15 protein-coding genes are annotated in these 14,746 nt (G+C 68.6%); 13 read left to right on the top strand and 2 right to left on the bottom strand.

Features of this window, described 5'->3' with window-relative positions:
* Positions 1 to 108: 108 nt before the first annotated feature.
* Entirely contained in the window at positions 109 to 945 is an 837-nt protein-coding gene (locus tag O5K31_RS07670) for a nicotinate-nucleotide--dimethylbenzimidazole phosphoribosyltransferase (protein ID WP_269716713.1), read from the bottom strand.
* A gap of 78 nt (positions 946 to 1,023) precedes the next feature.
* Here O5K31_RS07670 and O5K31_RS07665 point away from each other — a divergent pair, with 78 nt between their 5' ends.
* Entirely contained in the window at positions 1,024 to 1,233 is a 210-nt protein-coding gene (locus O5K31_RS07665) for a DUF1289 domain-containing protein (RefSeq protein WP_269716712.1), read from the top strand.
* Positions 1,234 to 1,340: 107 nt separating this feature from the next.
* On the top strand, positions 1,341 to 1,838 hold the full coding sequence (locus O5K31_RS07660) for a TIGR02281 family clan AA aspartic protease (RefSeq protein ID WP_269716711.1): 498 nt from the start codon (positions 1,341 to 1,343) through the stop codon (positions 1,836 to 1,838).
* On the opposite strand, the gene dusA is transcribed toward O5K31_RS07660, so the two are convergent.
* Positions 1,828 to 2,823 (bottom strand): tRNA dihydrouridine(20/20a) synthase DusA, encoded by a 996-nt coding sequence (gene dusA, locus O5K31_RS07655; RefSeq protein WP_269716710.1) that lies wholly within the window; start codon positions 2,821 to 2,823, stop codon positions 1,828 to 1,830. The genes O5K31_RS07660 and dusA overlap by 11 nt on opposite strands.
* A gap of 285 nt (positions 2,824 to 3,108) precedes the next feature.
* On the opposite strand from dusA, the gene O5K31_RS07650 reads away from it, so the two are divergent.
* The 11 genes from O5K31_RS07650 (at position 3,109) to O5K31_RS07600 (ending at position 14,599) form a co-directional block, all read left to right on the top strand.
* Positions 3,109 to 3,672, top strand: coding sequence for a lytic transglycosylase domain-containing protein (locus O5K31_RS07650; protein WP_269716709.1), 564 nt, complete (start codon positions 3,109 to 3,111; stop codon positions 3,670 to 3,672).
* 8 nt (positions 3,673 to 3,680) lie between these two features.
* Complete coding sequence (locus tag O5K31_RS07645) at positions 3,681 to 3,986, top strand: TrbC/VirB2 family protein (RefSeq protein WP_269716708.1); 306 nt, start codon at positions 3,681 to 3,683, stop codon at positions 3,984 to 3,986.
* Positions 3,987 to 3,989: 3 nt separating this feature from the next.
* Positions 3,990 to 4,277, top strand: a complete 288-nt coding sequence (locus O5K31_RS07640) for a type IV secretion system protein VirB3 (protein ID WP_269716707.1) — start codon at positions 3,990 to 3,992, stop codon at positions 4,275 to 4,277.
* Positions 4,274 to 6,652: a VirB4 family type IV secretion/conjugal transfer ATPase gene (locus tag O5K31_RS07635; RefSeq protein ID WP_269716706.1), complete on the top strand. Its 2,379-nt coding sequence runs from the start codon at positions 4,274 to 4,276 to the stop codon at positions 6,650 to 6,652. The genes O5K31_RS07640 and O5K31_RS07635 overlap by 4 nt, the downstream gene beginning before the upstream one ends.
* Entirely contained in the window at positions 6,649 to 7,788 is a 1,140-nt protein-coding gene (locus O5K31_RS07630; RefSeq protein WP_269716705.1) for a type IV secretion system protein, read from the top strand. Before O5K31_RS07635 ends, O5K31_RS07630 begins: the two co-directional genes overlap by 4 nt.
* Positions 7,785 to 8,480 carry a virB8 family protein gene (locus O5K31_RS07625; RefSeq protein ID WP_269716704.1) on the top strand — a complete coding sequence of 232 codons (696 nt, stop codon included), beginning with the start codon at positions 7,785 to 7,787 and terminating at the stop codon, positions 8,478 to 8,480. The genes O5K31_RS07630 and O5K31_RS07625 overlap by 4 nt, the downstream gene beginning before the upstream one ends.
* A complete protein-coding gene (locus O5K31_RS07620) occupies positions 8,477 to 9,307 on the top strand; it encodes a TrbG/VirB9 family P-type conjugative transfer protein (RefSeq protein WP_269716703.1) in 831 nt (276 codons plus the stop codon). Before O5K31_RS07625 ends, O5K31_RS07620 begins: the two co-directional genes overlap by 4 nt.
* Entirely contained in the window at positions 9,304 to 10,395 is a 1,092-nt protein-coding gene (locus O5K31_RS07615; RefSeq protein WP_269716702.1) for a TrbI/VirB10 family protein, read from the top strand. Before O5K31_RS07620 ends, O5K31_RS07615 begins: the two co-directional genes overlap by 4 nt.
* Positions 10,392 to 11,369, top strand: a complete 978-nt coding sequence (virB11, locus tag O5K31_RS07610) for a P-type DNA transfer ATPase VirB11 (protein ID WP_269716701.1) — start codon at positions 10,392 to 10,394, stop codon at positions 11,367 to 11,369. Before O5K31_RS07615 ends, virB11 begins: the two co-directional genes overlap by 4 nt.
* Positions 11,370 to 11,514: 145 nt before the next feature.
* Positions 11,515 to 13,200, top strand: coding sequence for a DUF1800 domain-containing protein (locus O5K31_RS07605; protein WP_269716700.1), 1,686 nt, complete (start codon positions 11,515 to 11,517; stop codon positions 13,198 to 13,200).
* 4 nt (positions 13,201 to 13,204) lie between these two features.
* Positions 13,205 to 14,599, top strand: coding sequence for a DUF1501 domain-containing protein (locus tag O5K31_RS07600; protein ID WP_269716699.1), 1,395 nt, complete (start codon positions 13,205 to 13,207; stop codon positions 14,597 to 14,599).
* The last annotated feature ends 147 nt before the right edge of the window (positions 14,600 to 14,746 follow it).

Raw genomic sequence — 14,746 nt, 5'->3', positions numbered from 1 at the left:
CGATCGGCCGCTCTCGATTGGGGGCCGTGTCGTGGGAGCGATGATAGGGGTCAAACGCGCGTTTGCCTAGATGACGTTAGCGTCAACGTAAGACCGGCGTTCGCTGGGCTATCGCACCACCGCGAAGCAGGCGGCGCGGATGAAATCGACGGCCGCGACGCCGGCCGCGCCCGGCTCCTGCGACAATCCGACCTGCAACATCGGCGAGAAGCGCAGGCGCGCTATGACACGGGCGGCGGCCTCGCCTTCCGGCGCCTCGGCCAGGCGGCAATGGGCGATCGTCCCAGGGTGCAGGGCGTGCAGCGCGGCGGCGGCGGCGAGAGCGCAGGCGCCGTCGAGCAGGACCGGTGTCTTCTGGCTGCGCGCCGCCAGGATGGCGCCGGCGATGGCGGCCATGTCGCGGCCGCCCTTGTCGCGCAGGGCTTCGAGGGGGGCGGCCCCCTCCTCCTCCAGCGCGGTCATCAGGCGTTCGGCTGCGGCGACCCCGGCCGCGCCGCTGAGCGCGCCGAGGATCAGCAGGTCCGGCTGCTTGGCCAGGGCCTCCATGCCGAACGCCATGGTGGCGGCGCATTCCTTCTCGCTCATGGCCGGCTTGGTCACGCCGTCGCCGCCGGGACGGTCGATGGCCAGATCGAAGGCCTCAAGCCCCGCGCCGTTGCCCTGGGCGATGCGGTTGACCACCGCGCCGCCGGCCGAGCAGGCCTCCAGCCGGGCGCGGACGGACGCCGTGTCGGCGCTTGAATAGGCGGCGGCGTAGAGGGCGACCACGGGACGGTTCACCGTCGGGCGAGCGCGGCCCGTCCAGCCGGCGATCCAGGCGGCGACGTCGCTGAAGCGGCCCAGCCCAGCCTCAAGGCCCTCGGCCAGGTCAGCGCGAGGCGGCTCGAAGGTTGAGATCAGGGCGCGGATGTCGTCGAAGGGCGTCGTGGTCATGGGCGCGGACATAGGCCCGCCGGACACTCGAAGCAAACACCTAAGGCGCCCAAACTTGCGGTTCGCGGCCGGGACGATCAGATAGGACCCGTGAACGCCGTCCCGCCCCGCCCGATCGTCACCCCCTGCATCAAGGTCTGCGCCGTCGATGGCGAGAGCGGCCTGTGCCTGGGCTGCCATCGCACCCTGCCGGAGATCGCTGGGTGGAGCCGGCTGGACGATGACCGGCGGGCGGAGATCATGGCCGAACTGCCCGCGCGGCGTAGTCGCATAGCGCCCGAGAAGCTGGGCCTGGCTTAACCGTCTGCGTTAAGGTCTCGGCAAGGTCCTGTTCACGGCTTGAAAACCGCTGTGCGCCTAGCATCCGCCTCTCTGAGCCGCAGAAGCGGCCCGCGACGAGGCGTTGGATGTTCAAGTACGTGGCCACGGCGGCGATCGGCGCCCTTACCGCCCTTGGGGCGGCGCAGGCCGTGGTGTCGTTCGACGCACTGCGTCATCCCAAGGCCGCGGTCGCCACCCTGAACGCCTCCCCCGAAAGCCAGCCGGCCTCCGTCCGCAAGGGCAAGGACGGTCACTATTGGGCCGAGGCCGACGTCAACGGCCGGCAGGTCCGGTTCCTGGTCGACACGGGCGCGACCGCCGTGTCCCTGACCAGCGCCGACGCCCAGCGCCTGGGCATCGACACCACGCAGTTGGCCTATGACTACAGTGTCGCCACCGCCGACGGCCGCACCCGCGCCGCGGCCGTAAAGCTGGCCAGCGTCGCGATCGCCGGCGCCGTGATCACGGACGTCGACGCCCTGGTCATCGAGAACGGGGTCGGCTCTTCCCTGCTGGGCATGAGCTATCTAGGCCGACTGTCAGGCTTTGAGGCGACGCCTCAGGCCATGATCCTCAAGCCCTGAGCTTTTCCGCGCCCTGAGCGACTGCCGCCAGGGCGGCGTCCACCACTTCCAGACCCGCGCCCGGCTTGACGCTTTCCACCGTCATGATGCGTCGCCATGTGCGGGCGCCCGACTGACCGTGGAACAGACCCAGCATGTGGCGGGTCATGGATGACATCTTCCAGCCCTCGGCCAGACGCGCGGCCATATAGGGCTTATAGGCCTCAACCGCGTCGAATGGATCGACCGGCTCGCCCTCGCCGAACAGGCGGGCGTCAACGGCGCCAAGGATGCCCGGCTCGTGATAGGCGGCGCGGCCCAGCATCACTCCGTCCATGCCGGCGTCCAGATGCTCCTGCGCCGCGTCCAGCGAAGGAATGCCGCCGTTGATGGCGATGGTCAGATGCGGGCGCTCGGCCTTCAGGCGGTGGACCAGCGGGTAGTCCAGCGGCGGGACATCCCGGTTCTCTTTCGGCGAGAGGCCTTTCAGCCAGGCCTTACGGGCGTGGACGATGAACTGGGTCACGCCGGCCTGGGCGCACAGGTCCACCAGGGTGAACAGGCTCTCGGCCGCGTCCTGGTCGTCAACGCCGATACGGCACTTCACGGTCACAGGGACCTTCACCGCGCCGCCCATGGCGGCCATGCAGTCGGCGACAAGCTGCGGCTCGCGCATCAGGCAGGCGCCGAAACGGCCGCTCTGCACGCGGTCGGACGGGCAGCCGACGTTGAGATTGATCTCGTCGTAGCCGTAGTCCTCGCCGATGCGGGCCGAGGCGGCCAGATCAGCGGGTTCCGAGCCGCCCAGTTGCAGCGCCACGGGATGCTCGACGGCGTCATAGCCCAGCAGGTGCTCGCGATCGCCGTGCAGCACGGCGCCGGTGGTGACCATCTCGGTATAGAGCAGCGCCCGCTTGGTCAGCGCGCGATGGAACGCCCGGCAATGCCGGTCGGTCCAGTCCATCATGGGCGCGACGGACAGCCGAAGCGGTTGATAGTCCTGCATATTCCCTTGATCTCGACGCTGTCGAAGGCGGTGTTCGCCGCAAATACACGAAAACAGCCGGCATCGTGAGGCCCGGTCGCTGATCGGCAGCAAGCGTGCGCTTGGCACATCGCCGTTCGTCGTAACGAATCGGCCCTTCGTCGAAACCCGATCCACGGCCGTGGCTGAGGCGTGCGACGAGAGGCGCTGGGGTCGGTCGCCTATCCGAGAGGGCGCGACCGGTCGCGAACCCAACGCCTCAACAGGATCTTCGCCCGCGCCGCCCACGGCGTCGGGAGCCATGCCATGAGCCTCGCCCGCGCCGCCTTCGCGACCGTTCTGGCCGCCGCCTGCCTCACCGCCGCAGCGGTCCCGGCCCGCGCCGACGTGCTGGAGATCGACGAGACGGGCGAGGTGGTCTTACTGACTCGCACCCCAGCCAAGCCCGTCGCCGTCACACGGGACGCACAGGGCTCGACCGCCTTGGCTCCGTTGTTTGCTCGCGCCGAGCAGCGCACCGATGTCAGCGCCAGTCTGATCGAGGCCGTCGCCTGGACGGAGTCGCGGTTCCAGACCCGGGCCGTCTCGCCCAAGGGCGCACAGGGCGTTATGCAACTGATGCCGGGCACCGCGCGCATGCTGGGCGTGTCGGACGCGACCAATCCCGCCCAGAACATCCAGGGCGGCGCGACGTATCTGCGCAGCTTGCTCCAAGAATTTGGCGGCGACACCGTGCTGGCGCTGGCCGCCTACAACGCGGGCCCCGGCGCCGTGCGCCGCTATGGCGGGGTGCCGCCCTACCCCGAGACCCGCGCCTATGTCGACCGGGTCCTGGCCCGCCTCGCCGCCCTTTCAGACGCCGAACGCTAGAGCCCCCTATGAAACGCATCAGCACAGCGACCCTCGCCGCCGCCACTGCGGCCACCCCGGCCCTGGCCCAGACGGTCACCCTCGATCCGGCGGGTTCGTCGCCGATCCTGTCGGCGCTGACCTGGCTGCAGGGCAGCCTGATGGGCAATGTCGCCACGGCCGCCGCGGTGATCGCCATCGGGGTGATCGGATTCATGATGCTGACCGGGCGCATCGACTGGCGCCGCGGCGTGGTCGTGGTGCTGGGGTGCTTTGTCCTGTTCGGCGCGGCCGCCATCGTCGCCGGCATCCGGCAGGTCGCGGGCGGCGCCTGAACCATGTCCGCCCAGCTCGTCTCCGACCCGGTGTTCGCCGCCCTCACCCGCCCGCAGATGCTGGGCGGCGTAACCTATTCCTATGCGGTGCTGAACCTGATTGTCACGGTCGAGGCGTTCCTGATCACCCGCTCGTTCTGGGCGCTTGGCCTGGCGGCGGTGATGCACGTGGTCGGCTATGTGGCTTGTGCGCGTGAGCCGCGCTTCTTCGACCTGTGGATCGTGCGGGCCAGCCGTTGCCCGCGCGTGCGTAACCACCGCTTCTGGTCGGCCAACAGCTACGCACCGTGAGCCTTTCGCGATCGTTCGACCTTGGCAGGGCGCTGGCGCCCAGGGAGGCGCGCGTCGGCGACCGCTTGCCCTACGCACGCCATGTGGACGACGCCACCCTGCAGACCCGCGACGGCCTCCTGATGCAGGTGCTGCACCTGCGCGGCTTCGCCTTCGAGACGGCCGATACCGAGGAACTGAACTACCGCAAGACGGTGCGCGAGACGATGCTGCGTTCCCTGGCGTCGTCCCGGTTCGCGGTCTATCACCACGTGGTGCGCCGGCGCGCCGCCGTGCAGTTGGAAGGGACCTTCGACGATCCCTTCAGCGCCGCCCTAGACGCCGACTGGCGAGCCCGCCTGGCCAGCCGCAAGCTCTACGCCAACGACCTGTTCCTGACGCTGGTTCGTCGACCGCTTCAGGGACGCGTGGGCCTAATCGACCGGCTGCTGCGCACGACCGACACCGGGGCCGCCGCGCAAGCAGAGGACCTGCGTGAACTGTCGGCGGCGCGCGATGCGTTCCTGGCCACGCTGGCTCCCTACGGCGCGCGGCTGCTGACCGTCTATGACGCGCCCATGGGCCTGTGTTCCGAGCCGCTGGAGTTCATCGGCGCGCTGGTCAACGGCAGCTTCGCGCCGCGACTTTTGCCGCAGGGCGATCTCGGTCGGCACGCTCCCGCCAGCCGGCTCACCTTCGGCCTCGACGCGTTCGAGGCCACACCAGGGCCCAGCGGCGCGGGACGCGGCTATGGCGCCATGGTCTCCATGAAAGACTATCCGGCGCGCTCTTCGGCCGGTCTGCTGGACGCCGTCGTGCGCCTGCCCTTCGAGATGGTGCTGACCGAAAGCTTCGCCTTCGTGGAGCGTCAGGCGACCCTGGACCGGATGAACCTGGCCCTGCGCCGCATGCGCGCGGGGGACGACGATGCGGTCAGCCTGCGCACCGAGCTTGGGCTGGCCAAGGACGAAGTGGCGTCCGGGCGGGCCGCCTTCGGCGAGCATCATCTGACGGTGATGGTCCGCGCCGACAGCCTGGAGGAACTGGACACCGCCGTGGCCGAGACCCGAGGCGCCTTTACCGAGGCCGGGGCGATCGCGGTGCGCGAGGACGTCGGGATGGAACCGGCGTTCTGGGCGCAGTTTCCCGGCAATTTCAAGGATATCGCGCGAAAAGCTCTGATCTCTTCGGCCAATTTCGCGGGCCTGGCGAGCTGCCACAACTACCCGCTGGGCGAGGCGGCGAACAATCACTGGGGTCCGGCGATCACGGTGCTGGAGACGACCTCGGCGTCGCCCTACTACTTCAACTTCCACAAGGGCGACCTGGGCAACTTCACGGTCATCGGCCCGTCGGGCGCCGGCAAGACCGTGCTGCTGACGTTTCTGACCGCTCAGGCGCGGAAGGTGTCGCCCAGCGTCTTCTATTTCGACAAGGACCGGGGCGCGGAGATCTTCATCCGCGCGGTCGGCGGACGCTACGACCTGATCCGCCCCGGTGAGCCCACGGGCTTCAATCCGCTGGCGCTGGAAGACACCCCCGCCAACCGCGCCTTCCTGGTCGAGTTCATCGGCCGGCTGGCCAGCGTGGGCGAGCCGCTTACGCCCGACGAGCGGGCCATGATCGCCGATGCGGTGGACGCCAACTTCGCTCAGGACCCCGCCTGGCGCCGCCTGCGCTATTTCCAGGAGCTGTTCCGAGGCTTGCGCCGACCCATGGCCGGCGATCTGGCGGCGCGGCTGGGTCCGTGGTTCGGAAGCGGCGAGCATGCCTGGCTGTTCGACAACGAACACGACAGGCTGGACCTGTCGCGCGGGACGGTCGGCTTCGACATGACCCGCATTCTCGACGCGCCCCAGACCCGCACGCCGGCGATGATGTACCTATTCCACCGGGTGGAGCAGCAACTGGATGGTCAGCCGACCCTGATCGTCGTGGACGAGGGCTGGAAGGCGCTGGATGACGAGGTGTTCGTCCAGCGGATCCGCGACTGGGAAAAGACCGTCCGCAAGCGCAACGGCGTGGTCGGCTTCGCGACCCAGAGCGCGTCGGACGCCCTGGAAAGCCGTATCGCCAGCGCCATCGTCGAGCAGGCCGCCACCCAGGTGTTCCTGCCCAACGCCAAGGCCCAGCGCCGCGACTATATCGACGGGTTCGGTCTGTCGCAGCATGAGTACGACCTGGTCCGCACCCTGCCGGACACCTCGCGCTGCTTCCTGATCAAGCATGGCGATCACAGCGTGGTCGCGCGGCTGAACCTGACGGGGCTGGAGCATCACCTGGTGGTGCTTTCCGGGACCGAGGCGTCCGTGCGGCGCCTGGACGCTCTGCGCGCGACGCTGGGCGATGACCCGGCCGTGTGGCTGCCCGCCCTGATCGCGCAGGCCCAAGCATGATCGCCGCCTGCCCCGCGCCCGATCCGCGCCTGCCGCTGGTGCAGAGCCTGAGCGAGACCGTGGACTGCGGCGTTCGGGTGTTCGCCCAGAGCGGCTACGAGGCCCTGACGCGGCCGCCGTCGCCTTTCCCGGCGATCGTCACGGTCCTGCTGACTCTCTATGTGGCGCTGCTGGGCTGGGGACTGCTGACGGGGCGTGGGCCGCGCCTGGCCGACACGCCGCAGCTGGCGGTGAAGATCGGTTTCATCCTGGCGCTGACCGCCAGCTGGCCGCTGTTTCAGGCGCTGGTGTTCAATACCGCCTTCGACGGAGCGACGGCCTTCGTGGCCGTGCTGACCGCGCCTCTTCGCGGCGGAGGGCAGCCTGACCTGTGGGTCGGCCTGCAGGTGGCCTACGACCAGATCGTCCGCGCAGCCGCCGCCCTTGGCGCCAGCGCCGGACCCGACGCCCAGACCCTGGCCGGGGGCCCCGCCGCCGCGTCCGAAGCGCTGTGGGGCGCATCCACGGCGCTGATGGCCAGCACCCTGGGCGTCGTGCTGACCGCCAAGGTGATCGTCGGTGTGCTGACCGCAACCGGGCCGGTGTTCATCGCCCTGTTCCTGATCGACGCCACCAAGGGCCTGTTCGTGGGCTGGCTGCGGGCCCTGATCACCGCCGCCCTTATTCCGTTGGCCGCCAGCAGCGCCCTCGCCCTCCTGCTGGCGCTGCTGGAGCCTCGCCTGGCGTTGATGGCGGCGAGCGCCGAGACGGGCGAGATCAATCTGTCGGTCGCCATGGGCGTGGCGGTGCTGATCTTCGTCTTCGCCGCCGCGCAAGGCTGCCTGATCGTCGCCATGGCCGTGGCCGGGCTTGGGCTGGAGCTCAAGAGGCCGACACCCGCCGATGTGCAGCCCATCCCGCAAGGCGCTTCGACCGCCGCCGCGGAAAAGCCAGCCACGGAGCCGAGCCGAGCCGCGGCCATCGTCCAGTCCGTGCGGCAGCTGGATGTGCGTGACCGGCGGACCAGCATCGAAACCCGTTCGGACGGGGCCAACCGAGGCGGTGCGACGGGTGACGGCGCGCACCACCCCGCGACGCCACGCCTTGGCCAGATCAACCGCCGCATCAGCGTGGCTCAACCCAAGGGCACGGCATGATGCTGGACCGTAAAACCGCCGCCGATCGCGCGGCCTATTTCGCGGGCGCCGACACCTGGGCCCAGGAACTTGAGGCGCAACGCGCCAAGTCGGTCCGCATCGCCTGGCGCGTGGCGGGTGCGGCCTGCGCCGTCGCGGTGCTGGAAGGCATAGCGCTGGTGGTGCTGACGCCGCTGAAGACCGTCACGCCCTATACGATCACCGTCGATCGCCAGAGCGGCTACGTGGAGACGGTGCGCGGCCTCAAGCTCGGGGAGTTGAGTGAGAACGAGGCGGTCACCCAGAGCTTCCTGGCGCAGTACGTCATGGCCCGCGAAAGCTTCGACGCGGCCGATATCAACGCCGGCTATCAGAAGGTGGCGGCATGGTCGATGGGCCGCGCCCGCGCCACCTGGCTGCGCGCCTATGACCGAGCCAACCCCAACGGCGTGCTCAACACCGTGCCGGCGACCACGGTGATCAGCGCGCGCATTCTCAACATCTCGATGCTGAACGAGACCACCGCCCTGGTCCGGTTCGAGACGATGCGTCTGGACGGCGGCCAGGACGAGGCCCAGCCGAGCGGCGCGTGGTCGTCGGTGGTCACCTTCCGCTACAGCGGCGCGCCGATGCGGATGGAGGATCGCTTCGTCAATCCGCTGGGCTTCCAGGTCACGGAGTACCGGCGCGACGCCGAGAGGATCGGGTCATGAGGCGGCTGGTCCCTCTTCTGCTGGCCGCCAGCCTTTGCGCGGGTTCCGCCGTGGCTGCGGTGCAGCCCGTGCCGGGCGCCGCGGACGCGCGCATCCGCTCGGTGTTCTACGATCCCGCCCAGGTGGTCGAGGTTGTGGGTCATCTCGGATATCAGCTGATGATCGAGTTCGCCCCGGGCGAGCGGATCGAGAACGTCTCCATCGGCGACAGCCTCGCCTGGCAGGTGACCCCCAACCGCAAGGCCGACCTGCTGTTCATCAAGCCGCTGGAGACCGATGCCGCGACCAACATGGCGGTGGTCACGGATCGGCGGCGCTACAACTTCCAGCTCACCGCGCGCCAGGCGTCCGGGCCGCGCGATCCGCGCCTGATCTATGGCGTCCGTTTCGACTATCCGCCGGAGCCGGAAGTCCAGGCGGCGGACGCGCAGCCGGCGGCGCCCGTGGTCCCGGCCCCGGAGGCGCGCAACGGCGCCTATACCTACACCGGCGATGCGCGCCTGGCGCCGCAGGCGGTGTTCGACGACGGCCGCTCTACCTGGCTGTCGTTCCCGCCCGATGTGGAGACGCCCGGTGTATTCGCCGTCGATGCGGCGGGGGTGGAATCTGTCGTCAACTTCTCCGTGCGCGCCGGCTATGTGGTGGTCGATCAGCTGTCGCCCGCTTTCATCCTGCGCCGGGGCAAGCAGAGCCTGACCTTGCACAACGACGCCTGGCGCGAGCCGGTCCCCGGTCCCGACAGCCCCCAGCCACGTCCCAAGGAGCGGCTGCGCCTCTTCGGAGGCAAGGCATCGACCGACGCTCAATCCAGGAGCGCCAATCCATGACGCCCCCGAACGATGACCTGTTGAACCTGAACCCGACCACCCTGCCCCGCCCTGTCAATCGATGGGTGCTGCCGCTGGGTGTCGGCGGCGCCGTGCTGGCGGGGGTGGCGGTGTTCGCCGGCCTGAGCGCCAATCGCGCCGAACGTGAGCAACCAGCCACGGTCGCCGCCGCATTCGAACCGGCGCCGCCGCCGATCGCGCCGCTGGTCGTCAACACGCCCATCGAGGAAGAGGCGTACGCGCCAGCTCCCCATATGGCGGGGCTGAGCGAACAGGGACCCATTGAGGGGGCCATGAACACCATGTCGGACGGTACCGACGCGCGGCTCGCCTCAGCGCTCGATCAGCGGCGCCGCTCGCCGTCGGTGATCGTCGATCTGAGCGCGCCCGCCGCGGGCGTATCGACGGCGGCTCCCACCAACCCCGCCCTGGCCAATCCAGCCCTGGCGACCGCCGGCGCGTCCGACGACAAGCGGGATGGAGACGAGGCCTTCGCTCGCCGGCTGGCGGCCGAGACGACAGCCACCGCGCGCTCCTCGCGCCTGGAGCGGCCCCACCTGACCGCGCCGCAGGGCACCATCGTCCCGGCCGTGCTGGAGACCGCCCTCAATTCCGATCTGCCGGGCTTCGTGCGGGCGGTGGTGACTCGCGACGTGCGCGCCTTCGACGGCGAGACTGTCGTCATTCCGCGCGGGGCCAAGCTGGTCGGCCAGTATCGCAACGGCGTGGCGGCCGGGCAGTCGCGCGCCTTCGTGGTCTGGACCCGCCTGCTGAGGCCTGACGGGGTGACCATCGACCTGGCCTCGCCGGCCGCCGACGCCTTGGGCCGAGGCGGATTGCAAGGCAAGACCGACCAGCATTTCTTCCAGCGCTTCGGCGCGGCGATTTTGTTGTCCGTGATCAGCGGCGCGACCACCCGCAACGGCGGCGACACGGTGGTGATCGGATCGGCCCAGGACGCCAGCCGCATCGCCGAGATCGCCCTGCAAAAGCAGATCGACATTCCACCCACCATCAAGGTCGCTCAAGGCGCCCCCATCCGGGTTTTCGTGGCCCGCGACCTCGTGTTCGAAAGCGCCGCACGATGAGCCCGTCCCCGGGCGGGGTCTATCTGCGCAGCTATCTGGCGCCGTTCGCCCATCTGCTGGATCAGGCCGATGTCACCGACATCCTGGTCAACCGGCCGGGCGAGCTTTGGGTCGAGCGCCTGGGTCAAGGCATGGAGCGACTGGACGCCCCCCTGCTGACCGGACAGACGCTGTCGCGCCTGGCCCAGCAGATCGCCAGCCTCAGCCATCAGGGTGTCAGCCGCGAGCACCCCCTGCTTTCCGCATCCCTGCCGGACGGCTCGCGCGTGCAGGTGGTTCTGCCGCCAGCCACCCGGGGTGAGATCGCCATGGCGATCCGCCGCCATGTGGTCTCGGATCGCACGCTCGATGACTATGAGGCCGAGGGCGCGTTCAGCGACGTCGCCCTGCGGCCGGTGGACGAAGACGCGCCATTGCGCCGCCTGCTCGACGACGGCGAGATCACCGCTTTCCTTCGTCAGGCGGTCCTGGCGCGCAAGACCATCGTGTTGTCGGGAGGCACGTCCAGCGGCAAGACCACCCTGCTGAACGCCCTGCTGAAGGAGATCCCCGTCAGCGAGCGCCTGGTCACCATCGAGGACGCGGCGGAGGTGAAGCTGGAGCATCCCAATGCGCTGGGCCTGATCGCCGCGCGAGGCGTCACCGGCGAGGCGCAGGTGACGGCGGAGGACCTGCTGCAAGCCTGCCTTCGCCTTCGTCCGGACCGGATTTTGCTGGGCGAGCTTCGGGGTCGGGAAGCGTTCAGTTTCCTGCGCGCCGTCAACACCGGCCACCCCGGATCAATCACCACCGTCCACGCCGACAGCCCCCGCGGCGCGCTGGACCAGATCGCCCTCATGACCCTGCAGGCGGGCTTGAATATCGGCTGGAGCGACGTACGGGCCTATGTCGCCCAGGTCGTCGACGTCATCGTGCAGCTTGGCCGCAGAGACGGCCGGCGGCGCGTGACCGAGGTGCTGCTGAACCCGCGTTAGGCGGCCCTGCGACATTCGTCGCGCGATACCGAACATTGGTCGTTTGGCGCGCCGAATCCTCGGCGGACGCAGGCACTGCTCTACGGCTGGGCCTCCCCTCCAAAAACTCGCGGCCGCCCTCCGCTCAAAATTCAGTACGGTGTCCATGAACACAATCGCACGCTACGGCGTCGCCCTCGCCCTGGTCGGCGCGGTCGGAGCTGGCGCAGGGCTGACCTATCAGTCCCTCGAACGCGGACAGTCGGCTGCTGTCGCTCCCGCGGCCACCAGCCCGGCCGACGCGGTCCGCCTGGCCAAGCAGGCCACTTTCGGTCCCAACAAGACCGTCGTCGCCCGAATCCAGGAAATCGGCGCCACCGCCTGGGTCGACGAGCAGCTCGAGCTGACCGACAGCACCTATGCTGACATGACCACCGGAAAGTATGCGCAGCCGAACTGCGACGGGGCTTCCGACGTCCATCTGTGCATCCAGACCTATTTCCGCGCCCAGCCGGTGGCGATGCGCTTCTATTCCAACGCACTCAGCAAGCCAGACCAGCTGCGTCAGCGCGTGGCGTTCGCCCTGTCGCAGATGATCGTCACCTCGGGGATGAAGGTCGAGCGTACGGCCGGCATCGCGTCGTTCCAGCAGATCATGCTGAGCAACGCCTTCGGCAACTACGAAACCATCCTTCGGGAGGTGACGCTCAACCCGGCAATGGGCGACTACCTGGACATGGCGACCTCGGTCAAAGGCGCGCCTAACCAGAACTACGCCCGCGAGTTGATGCAGATCTTCTCGATCTATCCGTCGACCCTGAACCCCGATGGAACGCTGCGGGTGTCGAACGGCCAGACGACGCCGACCTATACCGAAGAAGACGTCAACGAGGTGGCCCGCGCCCTCACCGGTTGGACTTACGCGCGCTACGGCGCGGGCGTATGGCATGAACGCAAGCCCAACTACGCCGTGCGCATGGTGCAGTATCCGGCCGGCTACGCCTACTTCGACGACGGCGCCAAATCCTTCCTGGGCCGATCGGTGCCAGCGGGCGCCTCGCCGGAAGCGAACCTCAACGCCGTCATCGGCGCGGTGTTCAACCATCCCAACGTCGGACCCTATGTGGCGCGCCAGCTCATCCAGCATCTGGTGACGTCCAATCCGCGCGGTGAATACGTGGAGCGGGTCGCCAGCGTGTTCAACGACAACGGCCGGGGCGTGCGCGGCGACCTGAAGGCCGTCGTGCGGGCCATCCTGCTCGACCCGGACGCCCGGGGCGGCCAGAGCAACAACCCGTCCTTCGGCAAGGTGAAGGAGCCAGTGCTTCACATCACCAGCTTCCTGCGGGTGATGAACGCCACCTCGGACGGCTTCTTCGCCTACTCCAAGGCCCACGATCTGAACCAGCGCGTCTTCGAGGCGCCCAGCGTGTTCAACTACTATCCCTGGGACTTCCCGCTGGCGCAGAGCGACGGACTGGTCAGCCCGTCTAGCAAGCTGACCGGCGCGGCCCTGGATCATGAACGCCACAACTTCGTCTTCAACTACACGCTGATCGACGACATCCTCGGCACCGGGCGCGACTACAACCCCATCCCAAGCCTGGGCAGCAGGACCGGCACCAAGGTCGACTGGAAACAGTGGGAAGCCTACGGCGACAAGACCGACGACATGATCAAGCAGATGGACCTGATCCTGCTCGGCAACACCATGACGCCCGCCCAGTACGACGCGATCAAGGCGGCCATGGAGGGGATCACCGACTCCGACAGAGCCGTACGGGCGCGCAAGCGCGCGCAGACCGGCCTCTACATCATCCTGACCTCTCCCCAATTCCAAGTTGATCGGTGATCCGATGAATCTTTCCAGACGTGATTTCGGTCGCCTGGCGCTCGGCTCGGGCGCGGCGGCCACGCTCGGCACGCTCGGCCTGACCTCGGCCGTAGCGGCCAACAACGCCGACTACCGGGCGGTTGTGACCATCTTCCTCTACGGCGGCAACGACGGGTTCAACACCCTGATCCCCGTGGATAAGGATCGCCACAAGGCGTATTCGGACCTTCGCGGCCCCTCCATCGCCCTGCAGCAGGAGGACCTTGAGGCCACCAAGCTGTCGGGCACCAACTTCGCCATGCACCCGTCGTTCGCTCCGCTCGTCCCGCTGTGGGAAGAAGGCGCGATGTCGTGGGTGCTGAATGTGGGCACGCTGCTGCGTCCGCTGACCCGCGACCAGTTCTGGGCCCATCCGGAATGGCGCCCCAGCAATCTGTCGTCCCACTCGGACGAACAGGCTCACTGGCAGAGCATGCGCCCCGGCAGCATTCACCCGGACGGCGTCCTGGGCCGCATGGCCGACAGGATCGGCTTCTCCTCAGCCGCCTCGCCGCTGATCTCCACCAACGGCGCCAATCTGGCGCTGATGGGCAATGCTTCGTCGCCGCTAATTCTGCCGCTCTACTCGCCGTTCGAGCGGGTCGGCTATGAGGACGGCGGCGGCGAGGCGGCCGTTCTGCGCAAGGCGGCGCTCAACGCCTTCGCCAGCGAAGCCGAAGCGCACAACAACACCCTGCTGCGTCTGACCGGCAAGGGGTTCGAGGACTCCTACACCGCAGGCAAGGCGATGAACCCGATCCTGCGCGGCGAGCAGAGCTCGGTCGACAGCTTCTTCAACGAGGCCGGCGGCGGGTTCCGCGACGCCCAGGTGTCGCGTCAGCTGCGCCTGATCGCGCGCACCATCGAGCAGGCCGGCCGCCTGGGCCACAAGCGGCAGATCTTCTATGCTGGCCAAGGCGACTACGACACCCACGCCAACCAGGTCGCCGGCGGCCGGGTGCTGGGCGCCCACGCCGACATGCTCACCGACCTGGCTCTGAGCATCAGGAGCTTCTATGCGGCGATGAAGAGCCTGGGCCTGGAAGATAAGGTGACTATCGTCACCATGTCGGACTTCGGCCGTACCTTCAAAGGCAACGGCTCCAACGGCTCCGACCACGGCTGGGGCAACGCCCACTTCGTGATCGGCGGCGGACTCAAGCCGCGGACCATCCATGGTCTCTATCCGCAGCTGGCTTTCGGGACCGGCGACGACGCCGAGAACGAGGGCAGCTGGATTCCGACCATCGCCAACGAAGAATACTTCGGATCGGTGGCTCAGTGGTTCGGGGTCTCCAGCGCCGACATGGGCTATGTCTTCCCCAATTGGGGCAACTGGAATGGCGGCGGCCGCGGGCCAGTCCCGCTGTTCGCCTAGAGACCAAGGGCGCCCGTTCGATGCGGGCGCCCATTCTTTTTTGGCGCGCCTTGGCCGCGCCATCGGCGGCCTGACGACGCCCGCCCCAGACCCTCGCGTCTACTCCCCGACATTGGAACCGTTGGCGCTGCAAAGCGCTCCCGTCGT

This window comes from Caulobacter sp. NIBR2454 (genome assembly GCF_027474405.1).
Classification (GTDB): domain Bacteria; phylum Pseudomonadota; class Alphaproteobacteria; order Caulobacterales; family Caulobacteraceae; genus Caulobacter.
This window is presented reverse-complemented; position numbering and strand designations above follow the sequence as displayed.